The following is a 22,735-nucleotide window of genomic DNA, read 5'->3' on the forward strand; positions in this document are numbered from 1 at the left end:
GATGGCTTCAACGCCAAACGCTGTAGACTCGTTCAACCAAATTTTCGACACCAGCCTTGAGAAACTTCGGACTCTCGTCGAGAATCTCCCGCGCCTCGACCTCATCGACCCGCCACCCGGCAAAACCTGTCCGCACTTCAGCGTCCGGCACCGAGAACGGTGGCCCATCGATCAAGGCCTGATCGTAGTCGAGGGTCACCAGCAGCCCACGGCAGGCCGCTGGCAACAGCTTGCCCAACAACGCCATGTAGCGCTCACGCATCAGCCCCGGCAAGGCAATCAACGCCGCCCGGTCGTACACCCCCGCGCAACCAGCCAGATCCTCGTCACGCAGGGCGAACACATCGCCGCACCACAACTCCACCTCGTCGCTGCGCCACACCTCGAAGGCACCATGCCGGGTAACCTGCGCCACCAAGCCATGTTCGGTGAAGAAGTCCGCCACCGCCCTGCGCGACAGTTCCACCCCCAGCACCCGATACCCTTGCGCGGCCAGCCAGAGCATGTCCAGGCTCTTGCCACACAGCGGCACCAGCACCCGCGCGCCCGGGGCCAGCCCCAACGTCGGCCAGTGCGTCTGCAGGTACGGGTTCACCTGAGCCTGGTGAAAGCCGATCTGGTTGTCCGCCCACCGCTTGTGCCAGAACGCTGGCTCCATGATCCCTCCCGGTTTTTCGATAAAAGACTGTGAAAACTTATATTGGATCTCGATCGAAGGCTGATCGAAGATGGCAGCATCTTACCTGCCAGGACACCACCATGCTGCCCAGCCTGTTCATTTCCCACGGTTCGCCCATGCTCGCCCTGCAACCTGGCGCCAGCGGCCCTGCCCTGGCCGAACTGGCCCGCGCCCTGCCCCGCCCGAAGGCGATCGTGGTGGTGTCGGCGCACTGGGAAAGCCGCGAACTGCTGGTGATGAGCAACCCACTTCCGCAGACCTGGCATGACTTCCATGGTTTTCCGCCGGCCCTGTACGCGGTGCACTACCCGGCCCCCGGCGAACCGGCACTGGCGCAGCGGCTGGCCGGCTTGCTCGGCGCCCGCCTGGATGAACAACGGCCTTTCGACCATGGTGCCTGGGTGCCGCTGTCGCTGATGTATCCGCAAGCGGAGATTCCGGTAGTCCAGGTGTCGCTGCCCAGCCAGGCCGGCCCCACCCTGCAACTGAAGGTCGGGCAGGCGCTGGCGCAGCTGCGCGAGGAAGGCATCCTGCTGATCGGCTCGGGCAGCATCACCCATAACCTGGGCGAGCTTGACTGGCATGCGGGGCCGGATGCGGTCGAGCCCTGGGCGCTGGCGTTTCGCGACTGGGTGGTGGAGCGGCTGAAGGCGGGAGACGAGGCGGCGCTTGTGGACTATCGGCGCCACGCGCCGTTTGCGGCACGCAACCATCCCAGTGATGAGCATCTGCTGCCGCTGTTCTTCGCCATGGGCGCTGGCGAGCGGTTTGGCATCGTTCACCAGGGATTCACGCTGGGGGCGCTTGGGATGGATATCTATCGGTTCGACTGACGCTCCCACGCACATGGTTACATGTGCTGGACACAGGCAAAAAAAATCCCCGACCTAGGCCGGGGATTTTTCATTGCAGCGCCAGGATCAGTCCTCGCGGTAGCGGCGCAGCTTCAGCTGCTTGCCGGCCACGCGGGTGTCCTTGAGCTTGGTCAGCAGACGCTCGAGGCCGTCTTCGGGCAGCTCGATCAGGCTGAAGCTGTCACGTACCTGAATGCGGCCGATGGCGTCACGCGCCAGGCCACCCTCGTTGAGGATAGCGCCCAGCAGGTTCTTGGCGGCGATGCCGTCACGGGCACCCAGGGCGGTACGGCAACGCACACGGCCTTCGGCCAGCGGCATCGGCGCACGGCGCTCACGGTCACCACGGTCGCTGCGCTCACCACGTTCGGCACGCTCGCCAGTGCTGCGCTCACGCGGGGTGTGGGTCGGCACCAACGGCTGCTCACGCTCGACCGAAGCCAGGTCCAGCGCCTGGCCATTGGTGGCCTTGCGCAGCAGGGCCGAAGCCAGGGCACGGGCACTGCAACCCAGGTCGGCGGTCAGGCGGTCGAACAGCTCGCCATGGCTGGCCTCGGACTCGGCCACCAGCGGTGCCAGGCTCTTGGTCAGCTTCTTGATGCGTGCGTCCAGCACGGCCTGCGGGTTAGGCAGGCGGGCTTCGGCAACCTTCTGCCCGGTGACACGCTCGATCACCTGCAGCATGCGGCGCTCACGCGGGGTAACCAGCAGCAGCGCGCGGCCATCGCGACCGGCACGGCCGGTACGGCCGATACGGTGCACGTAGGACTCCGGGTCGTACGGCATGTCGACGTTGAACACGTGGGTGATGCGTGGCACGTCCAGACCACGGGCAGCGACGTCGGTGGCGACGACGATGTCCAGGCGGCCATCCTTGAGCGAGTCGATCACGCGCTCACGCTGGTTCTGGGCGATGTCGCCGTTCAGCGCGGCAGCCTTGTAGCCTTTGGCTTCCAGGGCGGCGGCCAGGTCCAGGGTGGCTTGCTTGGTACGCACGAAGGCGATCAGCGCGTCGAACTCTTCCACTTCCAGCAGGCGCAGCACGGCCGGGATCTTCTGGTCGGCGTGGACCATCAGGTGGGCCTGCTCGATCGCGGTCACGGTCTGGGTCTTGCTCTGGATCTTGACGTGCTTCGGCTCGCGCAGGTGGCGCTCGGCGATGGCACGGATCGAGGCCGGCAGGGTGGCGGAGAACAGCACGGTCTGGCGGGTTGCAGGGATGGCGTCGAAGATCACTTCGAGGTCGTCCATGAAGCCCAGCTTGAGCATTTCGTCCGCTTCGTCGAGTACCAGGTACTGAACGGTGGACAGGACTTTCTCGTCGCGGCGCAGGTGGTCGCACAGGCGGCCAGGGGTGGCCACGACGATTTGCGCGCCGTTACGAATGGCACGCAGTTGTGGGCCCATCGGGGCACCACCGTAGACAGCCACCACGTTAACGCCCGGCATCTGCTTGGCGTAGGTTTCGAAAGCGGTGGCTACTTGCAGCGCCAACTCACGGGTTGGCGCCAGGATCAGGGCTTGCGGTTCGCGCTTGCTCACGTCGATCTTGTTGAGGATCGGCAGGGCGAAGGCAGCGGTCTTGCCGGTGCCAGTCTGCGCCTGGCCGATCATGTCGTGACCGGCGAGGATGATCGGGATCGATTGATGCTGAATAGCCGAAGGCTCTTCGTAGCCGGTGGCCAGAACAGCAGCAACGATATTCGGATTGAGATCGAGAGCGGCGAATCCGCCGGTTTCCTGGGTCATGGGTCTGCCTCTAGGTGCATCCGCAAAGACCCATGCTCCAAAACTGCACATGCCTTGAAAGACCAAGCGGTCACCCAGGCAGTTTTGGCGGCGGGGATTTGCGAAAACGATTGAAAAAGGAACGTCTTGGGAAGGTCCGACTAGCGGACGCTCAGCCGAAGCTGGGTTCGGAGGATTTGCACCACCTGATTTGAGGTCCGCTAAAAGACCGGCGCGTACTATACCCGAAATTGCCATGAGCTGTGAGAAATATTTCAATCCTGATGTCCGCCACACGGGCAGTATTGGATCCAGGCTGAATCGTTTCCTCCAAAGGCTTGCGCCGCCTCCGCAGAACTCATGTCGCCGGGCGGATTGCCTTGATCAGGTAATCCAGTGAATATCCCAGGCGTGGCGCCAGGGATTCGGCACGGGCACGCAGCGCTTGCAGGTCCAAAACCTGCTCCAGGTCCGCCGGCACCAGCAGGATCACGTTACCCTCCTTGACCGGCAGTTCCCAGTAATGGCGATGGTACAGCCCGCGCAACAAGGCCGCGCCCAGTGGCTTGCCATCGTCCCCGGCCCACTGGTTGATCACCAGCCAGCCATCGGGGTTGAGCTGCTTCTGGCAGTTTTCCAGGAACCCCCAGGCCAGATGCCCGACGCCGGGGCCATAGTCGGTATACAGGTCGACGAACAGCAGGTCGGCCTTTTCGGCGCTGGGCAGCAGCTCAAGGGCGTCGCCCACCCGCACGTACAGCCGCGGATCGTCGTCCAGGCCCATGAACTCCATGGCCAGGCGCGGCACGTCCGGGCGCAGTTCGATGGCCTCGACATCCTCCAGCGGCAGGAACTTCAGGCAGGCCTGGGTCAGGGTGCCGGCGCCAAGGCCGAGGAACAACGCGCTTTCCGGCTGTCCGTGGCACAGCGCGCCGACCAGCATGGCGCGGGTGTAGTCGTACTCCAGCCAGCTGGGGTCGGCGGTGAAGGTGCAGCTCTGCTCGATGGCGTCGCCGAACTCGAGGAAGCGATAGTCATCCACCTCGTACACGCTGATAACGCCAAAGGCGTCCTCGACCCGTGCCAGCAGCCGCTCTTCCCGCTCCGTCGCCATCCCTACCACCTGCCCGCGCAAAACCGCCATTGTCCGCCAATGCCGGTGGTGCAACAAGCACGCGCGGGCGTACCATGGCTGGCAGGCCTCAACGACACTTATGGATAGAGCTTGCAATGACCCGACAATGGACCCCCGACAGCTGGCGCACCCTGCCGATCCAGCAGCAACCGATCTACCCCGACGCCGCGCACCTGCTGAAGGTGGAGCAGACCCTGGCCAGCTACCCGCCGCTGGTATTCGCCGGCGAAGCCCGCGAGCTGCGCCGGCAGTTCGCCGAGGTGACCCAGGGCCGGGCGTTCCTGCTGCAGGGTGGCGACTGCGCCGAGAGCTTCGCCGAGTTCTCTGCAGCGAAGATCCGCGACACTTTCAAGGTGCTGCTGCAGATGGCCATTGTCATGACCTTCGCCGCCGGCTGCCCGGTGGTCAAGGTCGGGCGCATGGCCGGGCAGTTCGCCAAGCCACGCTCGGCCAACGACGAAACCCTCGGTGACATCACCCTGCCGGCGTACCGTGGCGACATTGTCAACGGCATCGGCTTCGACGCGAAAAGCCGCATCCCCGACCCCGAGCGCCTGCTGCAGGCCTACCACCAGGCCACCGCCAGCCTCAACCTGCTGCGCGCGTTCGCCCAGGGCGGCTTTGCCGACCTGCACCAGGTGCACAAGTGGAACCTCGATTTCATCGCCAACTCGGCGCTGGCCGACAAGTATCACCAGTTGGCCAACCGCATCGACGAAACCCTGGCCTTCATGCGCGCCTGCGGCCTGGACACGGCGCCGCAACTGCGCGAAACCAGCTTCTTCACCGCCCACGAAGCGCTGCTGCTCAACTATGAAGAAGCCTTCGTGCGCAGCGACAGCCTGACCGGCGACTACTACGACTGCTCGGCGCACATGCTGTGGATCGGCGACCGCACCCGCCAGCTCGACGGCGCCCACGTCGAGTTCCTGCGCGGCGTGCACAACCCGATCGGGGTCAAGGTCGGCCCGAGCATGAACCCCGAAGAGCTGATCCGCCTGATCGACGTGCTCAACCCGGACAACGACCCTGGCCGCCTGAACCTGATCGTGCGCATGGGCGCCGGCAAGGTCGGCGACCATCTGCCGGGGCTGATCCGCACCGTGCAACGCGAGGGCCGCCAGGTGCTGTGGAGCTCGGACCCGATGCATGGCAACACCATCAAGGCCAGTAGCGGCTACAAGACACGCGACTTTGCGCAGATCCTCGATGAGGTCAAGCAGTTCTTCCAGGTGCACCAGGCCGAGGGCAGCCACGCCGGTGGCATCCATATCGAAATGACCGGGCAGAACGTCACCGAGTGCATCGGCGGCGCCCGGCCGATCACCGAAGACGCCCTCTCCGACCGCTACCACACCCACTGCGACCCGCGCATGAACGCCGATCAGTCGCTGGAACTGGCCTTCCTGATCGCCGAAACACTCAAGCAGGTGCGCCGCTGAGCAACGCCTGACGCAGCCGGCTGCCCTCGGCGCGGGGGCAGTTGAGCCGCACCTGCGCCAGGCCCAGCCAGTTGGCCAGCCTCTGCAGGCTGAGCGCCAACGCCTGGTAGCCCGCCTCGTCCAGCCCCGTCGCCTCTTCGTGCACCGCATGCACCGCCAGACGTCCGTGGGCGCGTTCGGCACGCAGGTCCAGGCGCGCGGCAATGCGCCCGTCGTGCAGGAACGGCAGCACGTAGTAGCCGTACACCCGCTTGTGCGCGGGGGTGTAGATCTCCAGGCGATAGCGGAAATCGAACAGGCGCTCGGTACGCTCGCGCGCCCAGACCAATGAATCGAACGGCGACAGCAAGGCGCTGACTTCGATGCGTCGGGGAATCCGTGGCACGTCCGCGACATAGGCCGGCTGTTTCCAGCCCTGCACGGCCCAGGCCTGCAGGCGCCCGTCCTCGACCAGAACAGCCAGGGCGGCCTTGCTCTGCTGCGGCGAGAGGCGAAAGTAATCACGCAGATCCTGTTCGGTGGCCACGCCCAGGGCGCCGGCGGCGTGCAGCAGCAAGCCCTGGTGCGCTTCAGCCTCGCTGGGCGGGGCCTGATCGAGGATGGCCGCCGGCAGCACCCGCTCGGGCAGGTCGTACAGGCGCTCGAAACCGCGACGCCCGGCCACCGTGACCTCGCCAGCGGCGAACAGCCATTCCAGCGCGTGCTTTTCTTCGCTCCAGTCCCACCAGGGGCCGGCGCGCTCTTGGCGGGAGGACAGGCTGCCGGCGCCCAGCGCGCCTTGGTCGCGCACCGCCGCCAGCACTCGCTCGATCACCTCGCGTCGCTCACGGCCAAAGGTCGCCAGTTGCCGGTAGATGCCCTTGCCGTCGGCGGCGTGGGCCATGCGCCAGCGCATCAGCGGGTACAACGCCAGCGGCAGCAGCGAGGCTTCGTGGCCCCAGTATTCGAACAGCCTGCGCTGGCGGCGTTGGCCCCAGGCGAGCTGGTCCAGCAAGCCGTGCGGGTAGTCGCCCAGGCGCGAGAACAGCGGCAGGTAGTGTGAACGCACCAGGGCATTGACCGAGTCGATCTGCACCACGCCCAGGCGCTGAAACATGCGCGTGAGGCTGGCCAGGGTCGGCGGGCTGCCGGGCGACTTGCCGAAGCCCTGGGCGGACAGGGCCAGGCGGCGGGCCTGGGCGAGGGAAAGGCTGAAGGACATGAGGTGGCTCCGTCTGGTGTCCAGACAGTAAAGACGCAATCGGGGCAAGCCCGCTCCCACGCATCTTTGTGGGAGCGGGCTTGCCCCGCGATTGGAACCACCTTCATTTCCGCAACGGGTCCTCCCAGAAATGCCGGTCGGCTTCCTGCTGGATGTCCGCCCGCGACAACCCAAGATCGTGCAGCGTGGCATCGCTCAGGCGCGCCAGCTCGTCGCGCTGGCGGTGCAGTTCGAACCAGCGCAGCACCAGCCCGCTGGCGTCGTGCCACAGATGGCCCAGGGATGCGGCCGGTTGGTGAGCTACGTTGAAATGACCTTTCATCATGACGCCCTCCTTGTGGATGGCTCCAGTCTCGTCCCAGGCCTAAGATCAATCCAACGAATGTTTCTGATGCCATGCATCTCGGAGATTGATGCCATGTCCCAGTATCAGAGTCTCGACGCCGAGGTGCTGCGCACCTTCGTCGCCATTGCCGAGCAAGGTGGTTTCACCCGCGCCGGCGAAGTGGTCAACCGCACCCAGTCGGCGGTGAGCATGCAGATGAAGCGCCTGGAGGAGGACATCCTGCAGCGCCAGCTGTTCGAGCGCGACGGCCGCCAGGTGCGCCTGACCGCCGAGGGCCAGGTGCTGCTGGGCTATGCGCGGCGCATCCTCAAGCTGCATGGCGAGGTATTCAACACCCTGCGCATGCCGCACATGGTCGGGGTGGTGCGCATCGGCACGCCGGACGACTACGCCATGCGCTACCTGCCGGGCATTCTCACCCGCTTTGCCCAGGCCTACCCGCTGATCCATGTCGAGGTGCATTGCGATTCGTCCAAGCAGTTGATGCTGCGCCAGGACCTGGACCTGACCATCGTCACCCGCGAGCCGGGTAACGAGGTCGGCCAGCTGCTGCGCCAGGAACGCCTGGTGTGGGCCGCGGCCAAGGGCTTCTGCCCGCAGGAGCAGCGGCCCATGCCGCTGGCGCTGTTCAACACCGACTGCTTTTGCCGCGCCTGGACCTGCAATGCCCTGGAGCGCCACGGCATCGAGTACCGCATCGCCTACACAAGCCCAAGCCTGGCGGCGATCTTCGCCATCGTGCATGCCGGGCTGGCGGTGACCGCGCAGTTGCACAGCCTGATCGGCGGCGACCTGCGCATCCTCGGCGAGGACGACGGCCTGCCGCAGTTGCACATGGCCAATGTGATGCTGCTGCGCAATGACCAGCAGCATTCGCCGATTACCGACTGCATGGCCGAGTACATCGTCGAAGGGTTCAAGTAAGCCGAGGACGCTTCGCGCCCTTTTCGCCGGCAAGCCGGCTCCCACAGATGGCAATGGGCTCTGCAGCCCCTTGCGCTCAGAGCTCGAACCCGAGCATCACCGCGCACACCACCAGAAACACACAGAACATCGAGCGCAGTACCTTTTCCGGCAACGCATGGGCCAGCTTCACCCCCCAGCTGATGCTCAGCAACCCACCCACCGCCAACGGCACCCCGATGCTCCAATCCACGCTCTGGTGCAGGCCGTAGGTCAGCAGGGTCACCGCAGTGCTCGGCGCCGCCAATGCCAGCGACAACCCCTGGGCCACCACCTGGGTGGTGCCGAACACGGAGGTCAATATCGGCGTGGCCACCACCGCGCCACCCACGCCGAACAGCCCGCCCATGGTTCCGGCAAAGCTGCCCAGCACGCCCAGCCATGGCCAGGGGTAGCGCAGCTGGTTGCTCGGCGGCTTCACCGGCAGGAACATGCGCGCCACGTTCCACAACGCCAGGGCCACCAGGAAACCGACGAAATACAGGCGCATCGACTGGGCATCGATGCCCACTGCCCAGATCGACCCCAGCCAGGCGAACAAAAAGCTGCACAACGACAGCGGCACGGCATGGCGCAACTCGATGCGGTTGCGCTGGTGATAGCGCCACAACGCAAGCAGCACGTTGGGCACCACCATCACCAGGGCGGTGCCCTGGGCCAGTTGCTGGTCAAGGCCGAACAGCACCCCCAGCGCCGGGATCGCGATCAACCCGCCACCAATACCGAAGAGGCCACCCACGGTGCCCAGGGCGGCACCCAACACGATATACATCAACCACTCGATCATCCGGGCCTCATCCGCCTGTTTTCAGAGAATGCCGGCATGCTACCCAGTCACGGCTGGCGGGGAAACGCACAGCAGCGCACAATGGCTTTGCGTAATCCGCAAAAGCAGAGCCATCATGAGCCCCGATATCCTCACCGAACAACTGAGCCTGTTCCTCGATGTGCTGGAGACCGGCAGCTTCTCCGCCGCCGCCCGTCGCCATCCGCTCACGCCTTCGGCCGTGGCCAGGCGCATCGACAGCCTGGAAAACGCGGTGGGCAGCCGGCTGTTCTCGCGCAGCACCCATGCGGTGCGCGCCACGCCGGCCGGCAATGCGTTCGCCGAACGGGCCCGGCGCATCATCGAGGAACTGCGCCTGGCCCGGGCCGAGGCGGTATCCCTGAGCAACGCCCCCGAAGGGCTGATCCGCATCGACGCCCCGGCCGCCTTCGGCCGTCGCCACCTCGCCCCGGCCATCGCCGACTTCCTGGTGGCCTACCCCGGTCTCGACGTGCAACTGCGCCTGATCGACAGTTTCGTCGACCTGCACGGCAGCCACCTGGGCGAAGTCGACCTGGTGCTGCGCGCGGGGCCCCTGGCCGACACACGCCTGGTGGCCACGCCACTGGCCTATATGGTGCGGATCGCCTGCGCCAGCCCGGCGTACCTGGCCAATCGCGGCGTTCCGGCCTGCCCCAGCGAGCTGCCTGGGCATGACGGCCTCGACTGGGACGGCCTGGCACCGCCGTTCGCCTGGCGCTTCGAGGTCGGCGGCCAGACCCGCCTGTACCGCCCGACGCGCATGCGCATGGCCGCCAACAATGCCGAGACGCTGCTGTTCGGTGCCTTGGCCGGGCTGGGCATCGCCCACCTGCCGACCTGGCTGGTCAGCGACTACCTGCTGCGCGGCGAACTGCTCCCCCTGTTCTGCGACAACGGCCTGCCGGCCCCCGAAACCAGCGGGATTTATGCACTGCGCCTTGAACATGAAACGAACTCTCGCAGCCGCTTGCTGCTCGAATTCCTCAAGAGCCGTTTCAGCCCGGTGCCGCCCTGGGACCTGGCGCTGAGAAGCGAGCTGCGCTGGCAATGAGCGCACCAAGCTTTGGCGTGCTAGATTTTATTACTCACCGATTCCAAGGACCTGCATGAACGCCGACACCCAAGCCCCCTGCGACGCGCTGCTGCTGGACAACCAGGTCTGCTTCGCCCTGCACTCGACCTCGTTGCTGATGACCAAGGTCTACAAGCCTTTGCTGCAGGCCCTGGGCCTGACCTACCCGCAGTACCTGGCCATGCTCGTGCTGTGGGAGCAGGACGGCCTGACCGTGGGCGAGATCAGCCAACGCCTGCTCACCGACCCCGGCTCCCTGACCCCGCTGCTCAAGCGCCTGGAAAGCGAAGGCCTGCTCAAGCGCAGCCGCAGCCGCGAGGACGAACGGGTGGTGCTGGTGCAACTGACCGACAAGGGCCGCGCCCTGCAGGCCGAAGCCCAGCGCGTGCCGCAATGCATCCTGCAGGCCAGCGGCCACAGCGCCGAGCAGTTGCGCAAGCTGCAAGCCGACCTGCTCACCCTGCGCGCGCAGCTGCAAGAAAACCTCTGACGTCTATGCTGTGAGAGGGCTGTTCAGATGAATGGTCGAATATTTAACTTGCGCACTAAATAATTGCGCACTAAATTAAGCCCATACCCACTCAGCGCCGACGGCGCACAGCACCCAAGCGAGGCTCAAGATGCAAAAGGTCACTCCGCTGTACATCGCAGAAGCCACTTCCACCGGTGGTCGTGATGGCAAATCCCGCTCCAGCGACGGCAAGCTGGAAGTCAAGCTGAGCACCCCGAAAGAGCTGGGCGGCGCCGGAGGTGAAGGCACCAACCCCGAGCAGATGTTCGCCGCCGGGTACTCGGCCTGCTTCATCGGCGCATTGAAGTTCGTTGCCGGTCAGGAGAAAAAAGCCCTGCCGGCGGACGCCTCGATCACCGCCAAGGTCGGCATCGGCCAGATCCCCGGCGGTTTCGGCCTGGACATCGACCTGCACATCAACCTGCCTGGCCTGGCCCAGGCCGACGCCGAAGGGCTGGTGGAGAAGGCGCACAAGGTCTGCCCGTACTCCAACGCCACCCGCGGCAATGTGGATGTGCGCCTGCATGTGACGGTGTAAATGCCTTCGCGGGGCGACCCGACTTGCCCCGCGATGAAGGCGACACGGTTTCACGAGCACAAAAAAACCCGGCCAAGGCCGGGTTTTTCGTGCTCATCGCAAGAAGGATTACTTCTTGGAACGGCCCTTGAAGCTGTTGTCGCGAGTGTCGATGTCGATCCACTCGTCGATCTGGATGAAGTCGGCAACCTGGATCTCGGTACCGTTCTTCAGCTTGGCAGGCTTCATGACCTTGCCCGAGGTGTCGCCACGTGCGGCGTTCTCGGTGTAGGTAACCTGGCGGCTGATGGTGGTCGGCAGTTCTACCGATACCAGGCGGCCTTCGAAGAAGACGGCTTCGCAGATGTCTTCCATGCCTTCTTCGATGTACGGCAGAACGGCGTCGATGTCTTCGGCGTTCAGCTCGTACATGGTGTAGTCGGTGGTGTCCATGAAGGTGTACGAGTCACCGCTGATGAACGACAGGGTCGCTTCTTTGCGATCCAGGATCACGTCGTCCAGCTTGTCGTCCGCACCGTATACGGTTTCGGTCTTGTAGCCGGTCAGCAGGTTCTTCAGCTTGGTCTTCATGATCGCGCTGTTACGGCCCGACTTGGTGAACTCAGCTTTCTGAACCAGCCACGGGTCGTTGTCGATCCGCAGTACGGTACCGGGTTTCAGTTCTTTACCAGTTTTCATTACGAAGTATCCGAATCTGGATGGATTTATAAAAATCGAGGCCGCGTATCATAGCGAATTTCGGTAAAACTGTACCAGCCTCGTGGCAAGGTCCGGCCGAGCGGCCTGCGCGGCCTGCCACTGGCGGGCATGTTCGCGCACTTCCTCCCAGTGTGGCTGCAGCGCCTGCCAGGCCTGACCCATCGGGCGGTCCATGTTCCAGGCCCGCCACAGTTCGCTCAGCGCCTGCCCGGCGGCGGCCGACAACCCATGGCAATAATGGGCGAGGAATGCTTCGAGCTTTTCCCAGTGGGCGTTCTCTTCCTGGATGTAGATGTGCCACAGCATCGGCACCCCAGCCCATTGCGCCCGCACGAACGAGTCCTCGCCGCGCACGGCGTTGAAATCGCAGCTCCACAGCAGCCGGTCGTAGTCGTCCTGGCTGACGAAAGGCAGCACCTGGACCGTCAAGGCGCCGCGCCGATGCAGCGCCCCCACGGCCAAGTCCGCCTCGCCCAGCCAGTGGCCGAGGTCGCCCAGGATGCGCCCCTGCGGTACCAGCAGGTGGCTGGGGTGCGCGCCTTCGGCCAGTACGTCGAGCCAGTTGCCCAACTGTGGATTCTCGTAGGCGAACAGCGAGATCAGCCGCGCCCCGGCCTCGGGGTGGACGCCCAGCCCTGCCAGGAATCTCGCCCGCTCGTCCGGCGCCTGGCGAAACGCCTGGCAACGGGGCAGCAAGGCCGCTTCGCGCAGCAGGCCACCGGTCTTCTCGGTGAAACCCGGGAAGAAAAAGAACTTGCGCAACCCATTGGCCTGGGGCGACGGCAAGCCATGGCAGCCATCCACCCAGTCTTCGGCACTGAGGTAGTCCAGGTTCAGCCACAAGGGCGGCGTGGCCTGCTCGCCCATGGCCTCGACATAAGCCTGCGGTAACTGGCAGGCGAAGGCGCCCACCACCACCTGCGCCGGCTCCGCACCTTGCCACGTGGCCGGCCAGTGGCGCACCTCGACGCCCTGCCGCCACTGCTGTTCGGCGTGGCTATCGGCCTCTGGGCACAGGCGCACGAAGGCTTTCAGGTCATCCACCCACAGGCGCACGGCCAGGTCATGCTCGCTCGCCAACTGGCGCGCCAGGCGCCAGGTGACGCCGATGTCGCCATAGTTGTCGACGACCGTGCAGAAGATGTCCCAGGTGGTTTTCATCGCCACGTTCCGTTACCTGCGGAAAAAAGACCGCGGATTTTGCTGAAAAATGCCGGCCAACAAAAGCGCGGCGCTGAAAATACCTGCCGCGGCATGCGAGAATGGCGCCCTCGCCCCGCCTGCCAGGAGGCCATCATGCCCCGCCCCCGTGAATTGAAGATCACCCTGAAACCGGTGCAACTGGTGCTGTGCGTCGCCCTCGGCCTGTGGCTCGGCGCATTGGCGATCGCCGTGAGCCTGTGGCTGGCCCTGCACTTGTGGCCACAGCAGGTGCAACCGCTGGTCGAGGCCACCGCCCCCGCGCAGGTCCTGCCTGCGCCAACCGCTCCTCCAGCGCCACCGGCCGATGCCCAGGCGCAGATGTTCGAACATTACAAAGACATCCTGCACAAGCAGGAATTGCAGCAGGCCGCCGAGGCCGCCCAGGGCAACCCGCGCAACCTGAACAGCCCCAAGTGCCAGTTCTGGCTGCAGCAGAACCGCACCGCGCCGACCGACAAGAGCCAGGCCAACGTGCTGGAGTTCTGCTACTGACCATGGACAAGGCCACCCTGCTGCAGCGCATCGTCACCACCCTCGAGCACGACATGGAGGTGCTGCGCCGCGCCGCCCAGACCGCCTACGAGGCCGCCACCGCCGAAGAGAACATCGCCGAGAACAAGTACGACACCCTGGGGCTCGAGGCTTCGTACCTGGCCACCGGACAGGCCCGACGTACCGCCGAGATCCGCCAGGCGCTGCAGACCTATCAGCAACTGGTGCCACGCGACTATGACCCGGCGCGGGGGATCCAGGTCGGCTGCCTGGTGACCCTGGAGGACGAACAGGGGCAGCGTCGCAGGTTGTTCCTCGGGCCCGAAGGCGCCGGCTTGAAGATTGGTGAGGGAGAGGCGCTGGTGACGGTGATCACACCTCGCGCACCGCTAGGCCAGCAGCTGGTCGGCAAGCACGTGGATGACGAAGTACGCCTGGTGCTGGCTGGGGTGGCCCAGGTGCAGTTCATCATCGATATCGCCTGACCGGGCGTTATCGCTGCAAGGCATCGAAGCGCTGTGCCAGCCCCTGCTCGGCAAACTGCTCCACCACGAAATCGATGAAGGCGCGAGTCTTGCCCGGCAACAGTTTGCGCTCGGCGTAGTACAGGCTGATGTGCCCATCGTCGACGTACCAGTCCGGCAGCACCCGGCACAGCCGGCCTGAGGCCAGGTAAGGCAAGGCGAACGGCAGGCTGACCAGGGCGATGCCCAGGCCCTGCTCGGCCACCGCGCAGGCAGCGTCCGAATCGCTCATGGTCAGGCGCTGGGGCAGCTGCAGCGGCTGTTGCTCCTGCCAGCGACTGGTCAGCGGCCAGCTGCGCACCCTGCCGGTCTGCGGCGAGCGGATGAGGATGCCGGCGCAAGCCTGCAACTGTTCCGGCCGGTCGATCGGCCCGTGCTGACGCACATAGCCCGGCGAGGCCACCAGTACCCGGTGCGCAGGCGTCAGCTTGCGTGCCACCACCCCAGGCGGCAGCTCGAAACCACCGCCGAGGGCGGCGTCGAAACCCTGGCCGATCAGGTCGACCTGGCGGTTGTCGAAATGCCAGTCCGCCGTCACCGCCGGATAGCGCGCCAGGAACTCGCCCAGCAACGGCAACACGTACAGGCGCCCGAACACCGTACCCATGCTGACCCGCAGCACGCCCGAGGGGTGGCCTTCGCAGTTGGCCAGATTGGCCACGGCATACTGGATGGTGCGAAAACTCTCGCTCACCTCGGCCAGAAAACGCTGCCCGGCCTCGGTCAGGGTCAGTTTGCGCGTGCTGCGCAGGAACAGGCGCACACCAAGCCGCGCCTCCAGCTGGGCGACGTTCTTGCCGACCGCCGCGGGGGTGAGCGAAAGGCGCCTGGCCGCTTCGGCAAAGCTGCCGACTTCGGCGCTGCGGATGAAGCATTCCAGACTGCTGAAGGATTCCATCGCGGCCATTGCCAACTCCTGGTTTATTCTGACTAGCGTGATTGCCATCTTATCAATAGGTAATCAAGCGTCGATACTGTGTCCATCCAAGGCATCCGGCCTTGCTTGAACGCAGGAGATCAGCATGTCCCAAGCACTTCCCCTCACCGGCAAGGTGGCCCTGGTCCAGGGCGGCTCCCGCGGTATCGGCGCGGCCATAGTCCGCCGCCTGGCCCGCGACGGCGCCAAGGTCGCCTTCACCTATGTCAGCTCGAGCGCCAGCGCCGAGGCCTTGGCGGGTGAGATCAACAGCGGCGGCGGCCAAGCCCTGGCCCTGCGCGCCGACAGCGCCGACATCCAGGCCGTGCAGCAGGCCGTGTCCGACACCGCGAAAGCCTTCGGGGGCCTGGATATCCTGGTCAACAACGCTGGCGTGCTGGCGGTGGCGTCGGTCGCCGAGTTCGACCTGGCCGACTTCGACCGGCTGCTGGCGGTCAATGTGCGCAGCGTGTTCGTGGCCACCCAGGCGGCGGTGAAGTACATGGGCCAGGGTGGGCGGGTCATCAACATCGGCAGCACCAACGCCGAGCGCATGCCGTTCGCCGGTGGCGCGCCCTATGCCATGAGCAAGTCGGCGCTGGTCGGCCTGACCAAGGGCCTGGCCCGGGACCTGGGGCCGCAGGGGATCACCGTCAACAATGTGCAGCCTGGGCCGGTGGACACCGACATGAACCCGGCCAGTGGCGAGTTCGCCGAGAGCCTGATCCCGCTGATGGCTATCGGGCGCTATGGCCAGGCGGACGAGATCGCCAGCTTCGTGGCCTATCTGGCGGGGCCTGAGGCCGGCTACATCACAGGGGCGAGCTTGCTGGCCGATGGTGGGTTTGCGGCCTGATTCGTAATTGCCTGTTTCGGCCTCATCGCCGACAAGCCGGCTCCCACAGGTACGGCGCCGCTTTCAAGAACCGCGCCGCACCTGTAGGAGCCGGCTTGCCGACGATGGGTTATCCACCGTTCGCCAGCAGCTGTTCTTCGAGTACGTCCAGAAATGCCCGCGCCGCCGGCGTGGGGCTGGGCGACCACACCGCGTACAGGTGCCGCACCGGCGCATCCACCAGCGGCACCCTGGCGACATCCTTGAAGCCCCGAGCGATACGCTCGGGGACCAGGCCCACGGCCATGCTCCGCTGCACGAACTTCTCCACCAGGCGGATATGGCCTATCTCGAACTGCACCCGATGCCGCAACCCTGCCGCCTGGAACGCCTCGTCGGTCTGCCGACGCGCCCCGGTGCCCTCGGGAAAGTCCACCAGCACCTCGTCGGCCAGCTCGGCCAGGGCCAGCTGAGCCCTGCCCGCCAACCGATGACCAGGTGGCAGCACTGCCACTAACTCCTCCCGCGCCAGCAGACGATGCTGCACGCCATGCAGCGCCTCGCCCTGCCACAGGCCGATGAAGCCCACGTCCAGGCGCCGCTCGCAGACGTCCGTGACCAGCAACTCGCTCTTGGCGGTCAACCAGCACACGTCCACATCAGGGTAGCGCTCATGAAACACCACCAGCAGATCGACCAGGTCCAGCGCGGTGAGCGAGCTGATCTCGCCGATCGACAAACGTCCACGCACCTGCCCGCAGGCGGCGGCGACATCCTCGGCCACCCGCCGCGCCGCCGCCACCGCTGGCCGCGCGCTGAGCACGAAGGCTTCGCCGGCAGGGGTCAGGCGCACCCGCCGCGAACTGCGCTCGAACAGGCTTACCCCCAACTGTGCCTCCAGCCGTGCCACCTGATGGCTGAGGGCCGATTGCACCACGTGGCAGCGTTCGGCGGCGCGGGTGAAACTGCCGGTGTCGGCCACGGCCAAGGCGTATTCGAGCTGCTTTAGGTTCATCGATCTATCTGTTTTAGAGATTGATAAGCTGATAACTATACATTGGCTTCATGAATGACACTTCCTGATACTTGTCGCCACAAAACCTTGCCTGCAACGAGACTACCCATGAAATCCCCGACTCTGAGTCGCGCCCTGATCCTGCTGATGGCCACCGCCACCGGCCTGGCTGTCGCCAGCAACTACTACGCCCAGCCCCTGCTGCACAGCATCGCCGAGCAGTTCGGCCTGAGTACCGCCAGCGCCGGCACCATCGTCATCGCCGCCCAGCTTAGCTACGGCGCCGGGCTGCTGCTGCTCGCGCCACTGGGCGATCTGTTCGAGCAACGACGGCTGATCGTCACCATGGTGCTGATCGCCACCGCCGGGCTGGTGATCAGCGCCTGCGCGCCAAGCCTGCCGTGGCTGTTGTTCGGCACGGCGCTGACCGGACTGTTCTCGGTGGTGGCCCAGGTGCTGGTACCCATGGCCGCCGCGCTCAGCGCTCCGGATCAACGCGGCCGCGCCGTGGGCACGCTGATGAGCGGCCTGTTGCTGGGCATCCTGCTGGCGCGCACCGCCGCCGGCTTCATGGCCGAGCTGGGCGGCTGGCGCAGCATCTACGTGCTGGCCGCGGTGTTGATGGCCATCAGTGCCCTCGCCCTGTACCGCAGCCTGCCGCAACACCACAGCCACGCCGGCTTGAAATACCCGGCGCTGATCGGCTCGGTGTTCCGCCTGTTCGTCGAAGAACCGGTGCTGCGCCTGCGCTCGCTGCTGGGCTTGCTGGCGTTCAGCCTGTTCGCGCTGTTCTGGACACCGCTGGCATTCCTGTTGAGCGAGGCGCCCTACCATTACTCCGACGCGGTGATCGGCCTGTTCGGCCTGGCCGGGGCGATCGGCGCACTGGCGGCGAACTGGGCCGGGCGCCTGGCCGACCGCGGCAAAGGCTCGCTGGGCACCACCGTGGGGCTGGTGGCGCTATTGCTGTCGTGGGTGCCGCTGGGGTTTGCACAGAGCTCGCTGGTGGCATTGCTGGTGGGCGTGCTGTTGCTCGACCTGGCGGTGCAACTCGTGCACGTGAGCAACCAGAACGCGGTGATCGTGCTGCGCCCCGAGGCGCGCACGCGGCTCAATGCCGGTTATATCACCTGCTACTTCATCGGCGGAGCGCTGGGGTCGCTGCTGGGCACGCAACTGTTCGAGGTGCATGGCTGGGATGGGATCGTGGTGGCTGGCCTGGTGATCGGTGCGCTGGCGCTGCTGGTGTGGGGGCTGGCTGAGCGCAGGCGTGGGAAGGCAGTGGTGCCAGCCTGAAAGTATTTTGCTGACAACACCGGCCTCATCGCCGGCAAGCCGGCTCCCACAGGGTATCGCGCAACATTTGTGGGAGCCGGCTTGCCGGCGATGAGGCCCGCGCAGAAGTCAGGGCTTGCCTTCGATGAACGCTTCGTCCACCCGCGCCAGTTGCGTCTCGCTCAACACCCCCGCCTGGTAATGCAGCTTGATCCACGCCAGCAGGTAGTCGTAGCGCGCCTGGGCCAGGTCGCGGCGGGTGGTGGCCAGTTGCTGTTCGGCGTTGAGCACATCCAGGTTCACCCGTTCGCCACCTTGCACGCTCTTGCGTGTGGACACCACCAGCGCCTCGGCCGCCACCAGCGCCCGCTCGTAGGCACGCAACTGGCTGGCGCCGGACTGGCAGGCGTTGTACTGCTTGCGCAGCTCGATCAAGGCGCTGCGGGTGTTGCCGTCGAGCTCGTACTCGGCCTGCTCCAGGTGCCGGCTGGCCTGGCGGGTCGAAGCCAGCACTCCGCCGCCGGCGAAGATCGGCACGCTGACTTCGATGCCCACGGTGTTGGTGTCGTAGCGCTGGTTGTAGGTGTTGCCGCTGTCCGACTCCTGGCGCCGCGAGGTGGCGAACGCGGTGACCTTGGGCAGGTGCCCGGCACGATTGCGCTCGACTTCGTAGCGCGCCACTTCCAGGGCCTGGCGCGATGACGCCAGTTGCGGGTTGTTGGCCAGGGCCCGCTCCTGCCAGGCCTCGTAGCCGCTGGGGTCGACCACTGGCAGGGCGAAGCCCAGCCGCAGCGGCGCCAGGTCCTCGACCCGCACCGCCGGCTCGCCAATCAGCGCGCCCAGTTCGCGCAGCGCGGCATCCTGTTCGTTACGCGCCTTGATTTCCTCGGCATCGGCCAACTCGTAGCGGGCCTGGGCTTCGAGAATATCGGTGCGCGTGCCTTCGCCTGCGTCGAACAGCCGCTGGTTCTGCTGGAACTGCTGGCGGTAGGCCTGCTTGCTGGCGACGCTGATGGCAATCTGGTCCTGGGCGAACAGCGCCTGGGTGTAGCTGGTCATCACCCGCACCAGCAGTTGCTGGCTCTGGTCGCGGAAGCTCTCGTCGGCGAACAGGGCCTGGGCCACGCCCTTGCGATAGCTCGAATAGGCTTCATAGTCGAACAGCGGCTGCTGGAGGATGAAGGTCGAGCCCATGCTGTTGTAGGTGCGGTCTTCCTTTTGCCGGCGTGAATCGCCGAGGTAGCGCACCTCGGAATCGTTGCGGCCCTTGTTGTAGCTGTACGACAGGCTGGGCAGCAGGCCGGCGCGGCCGATGGCGCGGTATTCCTGGCCGGCCTCGCGGGCCTTGAACGCCGCGAGGTAGGTCGGATCGCGGCGCAGGGCCTGCTCGTATACCTGGAACGGCCCCATGGCGGCCTGGGCGGCGGTCGGCAGCCAGGCGCAGGCCAGCAGCAGCCCGATCAGTGGGAACTTCTTCACTGGCGGTCCTTATTGTTCGGTCAAGGCGGTGCCTGCACGGTCGAGCAGGGGTTTGAACAGGTAGTTGAGCAGCGAGCGCTCGCCGGTGCGCACGAACAGCTCGGCGGGCATGCCCGGGCGGATCGCCAGCCCCTCGAGACGCGCCAGCGCTTCTTCGCTGACAGTGCTGCGCAGTACGTAGTACGGCTGGCCGCTGCGCTCGTCGATCAGCTGGTCGGCCGACACCAGCGCCACCTCCCCGGTCACCCGCGGCGTGCGGTTCTGGTTGAAGGCGGTGAACAGGATGTCCACCGGCAACTGCGGTGCCACCTTGTCCACCAGGTTCACCGGCAGGCGCCCTTCCACTTCCAGCGCGGTGCCCTGGGGCACGATTTCCAGCAGGGTATCGCCGGCCCGCACCACGGCGCCTTCGGTGTGCACGCCAAGGTTTACCGCGATGCCGTCGGCCGGCGCGATGATCTCGCTGTGCTGCAGTTCAAAGTGCGCGGAGTTGAGCTGCTGCTCCAGGGTCGCGGCCTTGACCTGGGCTTCGGCCAGCTGACTGCGCACCTCTTTCTGGTACTCCTCGCGGCGCTGCTGCAAGTTGAGCCGGGCTTCGACGATCACCTGCTCCAGGCGCGCGCTTTCGCCGGCGTTCTGCGCCAGGTCGCGCTGCACCTGCGACAGCTGGCGCTGGTATTCCAACACGCGGTTGCGCGGGATATAGCCCTCGCCGGCCAACGGGCGCAGGCTGTCGAGCTGCTCGCGCAACGAGTCGGCCTGAGCCTGCAGGTCGCCGCGCGCCCGGCGCATGCCGGTCAGCTGGGCCTGGGAGCCGTCGATGCTGGCAGCCAGGGCGCCCTGCTCGCGGGCCTGGGCCTGACGGCGGCTGTCGAACAGCTGGCGCTGGCCTTCGAGGATCAGCGCCAGGCGGGCGTCGGCGTCTTCGAGCAACTCCGTGGGAAACTGCACCTGGCCGAGGTTGTCGCGCTCACTCTGCCAGCGCGCCAAGGCGGCGCGGGTCATGCGGTACTGGGCCTGCAGCGCATCGACGTCGGCCTGCACCTGGGTGCGGTCGAGGCGGAACAGCGGCTCGCCCTGGCGCACCAGCTGGCCTTCGCTGACCAGGATGCGGCTGACCACGCCCGCGCCCATGGACTGCACCGCCTTGCGCTTGCCCGACACCACCACGGTACCTTGCACCGGCACGCCCTGATCGAGCGGGGCGAGGCTGGCCCAGGCCATGAAACCGCCGAAACCGACCAGGGTCAGCCACCATCCCAGGCGGACATGGAAACGGGCATCACGGGTGTGCTGGCTCATGCGCCACCTCCGGCTTGCAGGGGTCGTTGCGCCGGGGCCTGGCCCATGGCGTGGAGGATATCGCGAGCCGGGCCGAAGCCCTGCATGCGCCCTTCGTTCATCACCAGCAGCTTGTCGGCCTGGGCCAACGCCGCGCTGCGGTGGGTCACCAGCACCACGGTGCGGCCCTGGGCCTTGAGCTGGACGATGGCGTTGGCCAGGGCGGCCTCGCCGTGGCTGTCGAGGTTGGAGTTGGGTTCGTCGAGCACGATCAGCCGGGCATCGCCGTACAGGGCGCGGGCCAGGGCAATGCGCTGCTTCTGGCCGCCGGAGAGGTCCACCCCCTCCTCGCCCAGGCGCGTGTCGTAGCCCTGGGGCAGGCGCAGGATCAGGTCATGCACGCCCGCCAGGCGAGCCGCCTCGACCACCTTGATGCCGTCCAGCTCGCCAAAGCGGGCGATGTTCTCGGCGATGCTGCCGCGCAGCAACTCGATGTTCTGCGGCAGATAGCCGATGTGCGGGCCCAACGCGTCGCGGTCCCATTGGCTGAGCTCGGCGCCATCGAGGCGCACATGGCCGCCGAGGGTCGGCCAGACGCCGACCAGCACCTTGGCCAGGGTCGACTTGCCCGACCCCGAAGCCCCCAGCACGCCGAGCAGTTCACCCGGCGCCAGGGCGAAGTTCACCTGTTGCAGGGTGGCCAGGTTACGCCCGGGCGGGCCGGCGCTGACCTGCTCCACCGCCAGTTGCCCGGTGGGCACCGGCAAGGGCATCGGCGTCGGCGGCTCGGGGTGTTCGCGCAGCAGCCCGTCCAGGCGTTGGTAGGCCAGCTGCGCGCCGCTCCATTGCTTCCACACCGCGATCAACTGGTCGATCGGCGCCAGCACCCGGCCCATGAGGATGGAGCCGGCGATCATCATGCCCGGGGTCATCTGCCCCTCGATCACCAGCAGCGCGCCCAGCCCCAGTACCAGCGATTGCAGGCACAGGCGCAGGCCCTTGCTGGTGGCGGTGATCACCGCCGAGGTGTCGCTGGCCTTGTTCTGCAGATCGAGAAAACGCCCGTGCAAGCTGTACCAACGCTGACGCAGGGCACCGAGCATGCCCATGGCCTGGATGCTTTCGGCGCTTTGCAGCTGGCTGCCAGCCAGCAGTGTCGATTGCTGCTGGATGCCACTGGCCTCGGCCAGGGTGGCGTGGGTGAGGCGCTCGTTGAGGATGGCCAGGGCAATCAACAGCAGCGCGCCGACCGTCGCCATCACGCCCAGCCAGACGTTGAAGGCGAAGATCACCGCCAGGTAGATGGGGAACCAGGGCGCATCGAAGAAGGCGAACAGCGCGGGGCCGGTGATGAACTGACGCAGTTGGGTGAGGTCGCCCAGGGCCTGGCCAGCGGCACCGTCACGCTGGCGCAGATTGCGTTCGAAGGCGGCGCGGTAGACCTTCATATTGAACGTCTTTTCCAACTGGTTGCCGACCCTAATGACAATGAAACTGCGTACGGCTTCAAGCCCGCCGATATAAACGAAGAAGCCGACCACCATCAGCGTCAGCACCCACAAAGTTGTCGTGCTCTGCGAACTCAGTACACGGTCGTACACTTGAAGCATATATATCGACGGCACCAGCATGAGCAAGTTGATCAATGCCGTGAAACAGCCGACGCTGATCAAGGTCGACTTATGTTCGCCGAGTGCCGCCCACAAAGGCGCCCCGGGCTTTTTGCTCGGTAGTTTCAT

Annotated in this window: 22 protein-coding genes and 1 pseudogene; 10 read left to right on the forward strand and 13 right to left on the reverse strand. The window is 66.0% G+C overall.

The window, feature by feature from the left end; all coding sequences use genetic code 11:
* Positions 1-7: 7 nt before the first annotated feature.
* Complete coding sequence (locus ACQ4OD_RS21070) at positions 8-658, reverse strand: thiopurine S-methyltransferase (protein ID WP_198754650.1); 651 nt, start codon at positions 656-658, stop codon at positions 8-10.
* Positions 659-759: 101 nt separating this feature from the next.
* Between ACQ4OD_RS21070 and ACQ4OD_RS21075 the strand changes: the two genes are divergently transcribed.
* Positions 760-1,512, forward strand: coding sequence for a DODA-type extradiol aromatic ring-opening family dioxygenase (locus tag ACQ4OD_RS21075; RefSeq protein ID WP_430944866.1), 753 nt, complete (start codon positions 760-762; stop codon positions 1,510-1,512).
* Positions 1,513-1,599: 87 nt separating this feature from the next.
* On the opposite strand, the pseudogene ACQ4OD_RS21080 reads toward ACQ4OD_RS21075, so the two are convergent.
* Together ACQ4OD_RS21080 and ACQ4OD_RS21085 are read right to left on the reverse strand one after the other, a co-directional pair.
* A pseudogene (locus ACQ4OD_RS21080) lies at positions 1,600-3,316 on the reverse strand (DEAD/DEAH box helicase).
* Positions 3,317-3,619: 303 nt separating this feature from the next.
* Entirely contained in the window at positions 3,620-4,375 is a 756-nt protein-coding gene (locus tag ACQ4OD_RS21085; RefSeq protein ID WP_110698165.1) for a spermidine synthase, read from the reverse strand.
* Positions 4,376-4,491: 116 nt separating this feature from the next.
* On the opposite strand from ACQ4OD_RS21085, the gene ACQ4OD_RS21090 reads away from it, so the two are divergent.
* Positions 4,492-5,838: a class II 3-deoxy-7-phosphoheptulonate synthase gene (locus tag ACQ4OD_RS21090; RefSeq protein ID WP_110698163.1), complete on the forward strand. Its 1,347-nt coding sequence runs from the start codon at positions 4,492-4,494 to the stop codon at positions 5,836-5,838.
* Here the strand turns inward: ACQ4OD_RS21090 and ACQ4OD_RS21095 are convergent.
* Both ACQ4OD_RS21095 and ACQ4OD_RS21100 read right to left on the reverse strand, forming a co-directional pair.
* Complete coding sequence (locus ACQ4OD_RS21095; RefSeq protein WP_430944867.1) at positions 5,819-7,039, reverse strand: winged helix-turn-helix domain-containing protein; 1,221 nt, start codon at positions 7,037-7,039, stop codon at positions 5,819-5,821. The genes ACQ4OD_RS21090 and ACQ4OD_RS21095 overlap by 20 nt on opposite strands.
* A 103-nt stretch (positions 7,040-7,142) precedes the next feature.
* Positions 7,143-7,361, reverse strand: coding sequence for a DUF1127 domain-containing protein (locus ACQ4OD_RS21100; RefSeq protein WP_031316004.1), 219 nt, complete (start codon positions 7,359-7,361; stop codon positions 7,143-7,145).
* Positions 7,362-7,457: 96 nt separating this feature from the next.
* Between ACQ4OD_RS21100 and ACQ4OD_RS21105 the strand changes: the two genes are divergently transcribed.
* Positions 7,458-8,309, forward strand: coding sequence for a LysR substrate-binding domain-containing protein (locus ACQ4OD_RS21105; protein WP_258598760.1), 852 nt, complete (start codon positions 7,458-7,460; stop codon positions 8,307-8,309).
* 76 nt (positions 8,310-8,385) lie between these two features.
* Here the strand turns inward: ACQ4OD_RS21105 and ACQ4OD_RS21110 are convergent, their stop codons facing one another.
* Entirely contained in the window at positions 8,386-9,135 is a 750-nt protein-coding gene (locus ACQ4OD_RS21110; RefSeq protein WP_258701055.1) for a sulfite exporter TauE/SafE family protein, read from the reverse strand.
* Positions 9,136-9,250: 115 nt separating this feature from the next.
* On the opposite strand from ACQ4OD_RS21110, the gene ACQ4OD_RS21115 reads away from it, so the two are divergent.
* The 3 genes from ACQ4OD_RS21115 to ACQ4OD_RS21125 all read left to right on the forward strand — a co-directional run bounded on the left by ACQ4OD_RS21115 (position 9,251) and on the right by ACQ4OD_RS21125 (position 11,277).
* Positions 9,251-10,207: a LysR family transcriptional regulator gene (locus ACQ4OD_RS21115; RefSeq protein WP_046856564.1), complete on the forward strand. Its 957-nt coding sequence runs from the start codon at positions 9,251-9,253 to the stop codon at positions 10,205-10,207.
* A gap of 55 nt (positions 10,208-10,262) precedes the next feature.
* Positions 10,263-10,718, forward strand: a complete 456-nt coding sequence (locus tag ACQ4OD_RS21120) for a MarR family winged helix-turn-helix transcriptional regulator (RefSeq protein ID WP_102684218.1) — start codon at positions 10,263-10,265, stop codon at positions 10,716-10,718.
* A 130-nt stretch (positions 10,719-10,848) separates the two neighbouring features.
* Positions 10,849-11,277: an organic hydroperoxide resistance protein gene (locus tag ACQ4OD_RS21125; protein WP_011532840.1), complete on the forward strand. Its 429-nt coding sequence runs from the start codon at positions 10,849-10,851 to the stop codon at positions 11,275-11,277.
* A gap of 108 nt (positions 11,278-11,385) precedes the next feature.
* Here ACQ4OD_RS21125 and efp read toward each other — a convergent pair whose 3' ends face one another.
* Positions 11,386-11,955, reverse strand: a complete 570-nt coding sequence (efp, locus tag ACQ4OD_RS21130) for an elongation factor P (protein WP_011532839.1) — start codon at positions 11,953-11,955, stop codon at positions 11,386-11,388.
* Positions 11,956-12,003: 48 nt separating this feature from the next.
* Positions 12,004-13,137 carry an elongation factor P maturation arginine rhamnosyltransferase EarP gene (gene earP / locus ACQ4OD_RS21135; RefSeq protein ID WP_430944868.1) on the reverse strand — a complete coding sequence of 378 codons (1,134 nt, stop codon included), beginning with the start codon at positions 13,135-13,137 and terminating at the stop codon, positions 12,004-12,006.
* Between the two features lie 135 nt (positions 13,138-13,272).
* On the opposite strand from earP, the gene ACQ4OD_RS21140 reads away from it, so the two are divergent.
* Positions 13,273-13,671, forward strand: a complete 399-nt coding sequence (locus ACQ4OD_RS21140; protein WP_046856567.1) for a hypothetical protein — start codon at positions 13,273-13,275, stop codon at positions 13,669-13,671.
* 2 nt (positions 13,672-13,673) lie between these two features.
* Positions 13,674-14,156, forward strand: coding sequence for a GreA/GreB family elongation factor (locus ACQ4OD_RS21145; RefSeq protein WP_139672707.1), 483 nt, complete (start codon positions 13,674-13,676; stop codon positions 14,154-14,156).
* Positions 14,157-14,163: 7 nt separating this feature from the next.
* Here ACQ4OD_RS21145 and ACQ4OD_RS21150 read toward each other — a convergent pair whose 3' ends face one another.
* The gene (locus ACQ4OD_RS21150) at positions 14,164-15,093 is read right to left on the reverse strand and encodes a LysR family transcriptional regulator (RefSeq protein WP_110698223.1); all 930 of its coding nucleotides are present in this window, start codon (positions 15,091-15,093) and stop codon (positions 14,164-14,166) included.
* A gap of 124 nt (positions 15,094-15,217) precedes the next feature.
* On the opposite strand from ACQ4OD_RS21150, the gene ACQ4OD_RS21155 reads away from it, so the two are divergent.
* Positions 15,218-15,967 carry a 3-oxoacyl-ACP reductase family protein gene (locus ACQ4OD_RS21155; protein ID WP_430944869.1) on the forward strand — a complete coding sequence of 250 codons (750 nt, stop codon included), beginning with the start codon at positions 15,218-15,220 and terminating at the stop codon, positions 15,965-15,967.
* Between the two features lie 109 nt (positions 15,968-16,076).
* On the opposite strand, the gene ACQ4OD_RS21160 is transcribed toward ACQ4OD_RS21155, so the two are convergent.
* Entirely contained in the window at positions 16,077-16,961 is an 885-nt protein-coding gene (locus tag ACQ4OD_RS21160; RefSeq protein WP_139672715.1) for a LysR family transcriptional regulator, read from the reverse strand.
* Positions 16,962-17,069: 108 nt separating this feature from the next.
* On the opposite strand from ACQ4OD_RS21160, the gene ACQ4OD_RS21165 reads away from it, so the two are divergent.
* Complete coding sequence (locus ACQ4OD_RS21165; protein WP_139672719.1) at positions 17,070-18,257, forward strand: MFS transporter; 1,188 nt, start codon at positions 17,070-17,072, stop codon at positions 18,255-18,257.
* Between the two features lie 108 nt (positions 18,258-18,365).
* Here ACQ4OD_RS21165 and ACQ4OD_RS21170 read toward each other — a convergent pair whose 3' ends face one another.
* The 3 genes from ACQ4OD_RS21170 to ACQ4OD_RS21180 are packed head-to-tail and all read right to left on the reverse strand — an operon-like array spanning position 18,366 to position 22,735.
* Positions 18,366-19,715 carry a TolC family outer membrane protein gene (locus ACQ4OD_RS21170; protein WP_139672722.1) on the reverse strand — a complete coding sequence of 450 codons (1,350 nt, stop codon included), beginning with the start codon at positions 19,713-19,715 and terminating at the stop codon, positions 18,366-18,368.
* A gap of 9 nt (positions 19,716-19,724) precedes the next feature.
* Positions 19,725-21,017: an HlyD family type I secretion periplasmic adaptor subunit gene (locus tag ACQ4OD_RS21175; RefSeq protein WP_102684211.1), complete on the reverse strand. Its 1,293-nt coding sequence runs from the start codon at positions 21,015-21,017 to the stop codon at positions 19,725-19,727.
* Entirely contained in the window at positions 21,014-22,735 is a 1,722-nt protein-coding gene (locus ACQ4OD_RS21180) for a type I secretion system permease/ATPase (RefSeq protein ID WP_110698140.1), read from the reverse strand. The genes ACQ4OD_RS21175 and ACQ4OD_RS21180 overlap by 4 nt, the downstream gene beginning before the upstream one ends.

Source organism: Pseudomonas sp. WC1, assembly GCF_050586565.1.
Taxonomy (GTDB): domain Bacteria; phylum Pseudomonadota; class Gammaproteobacteria; order Pseudomonadales; family Pseudomonadaceae; genus Aquipseudomonas.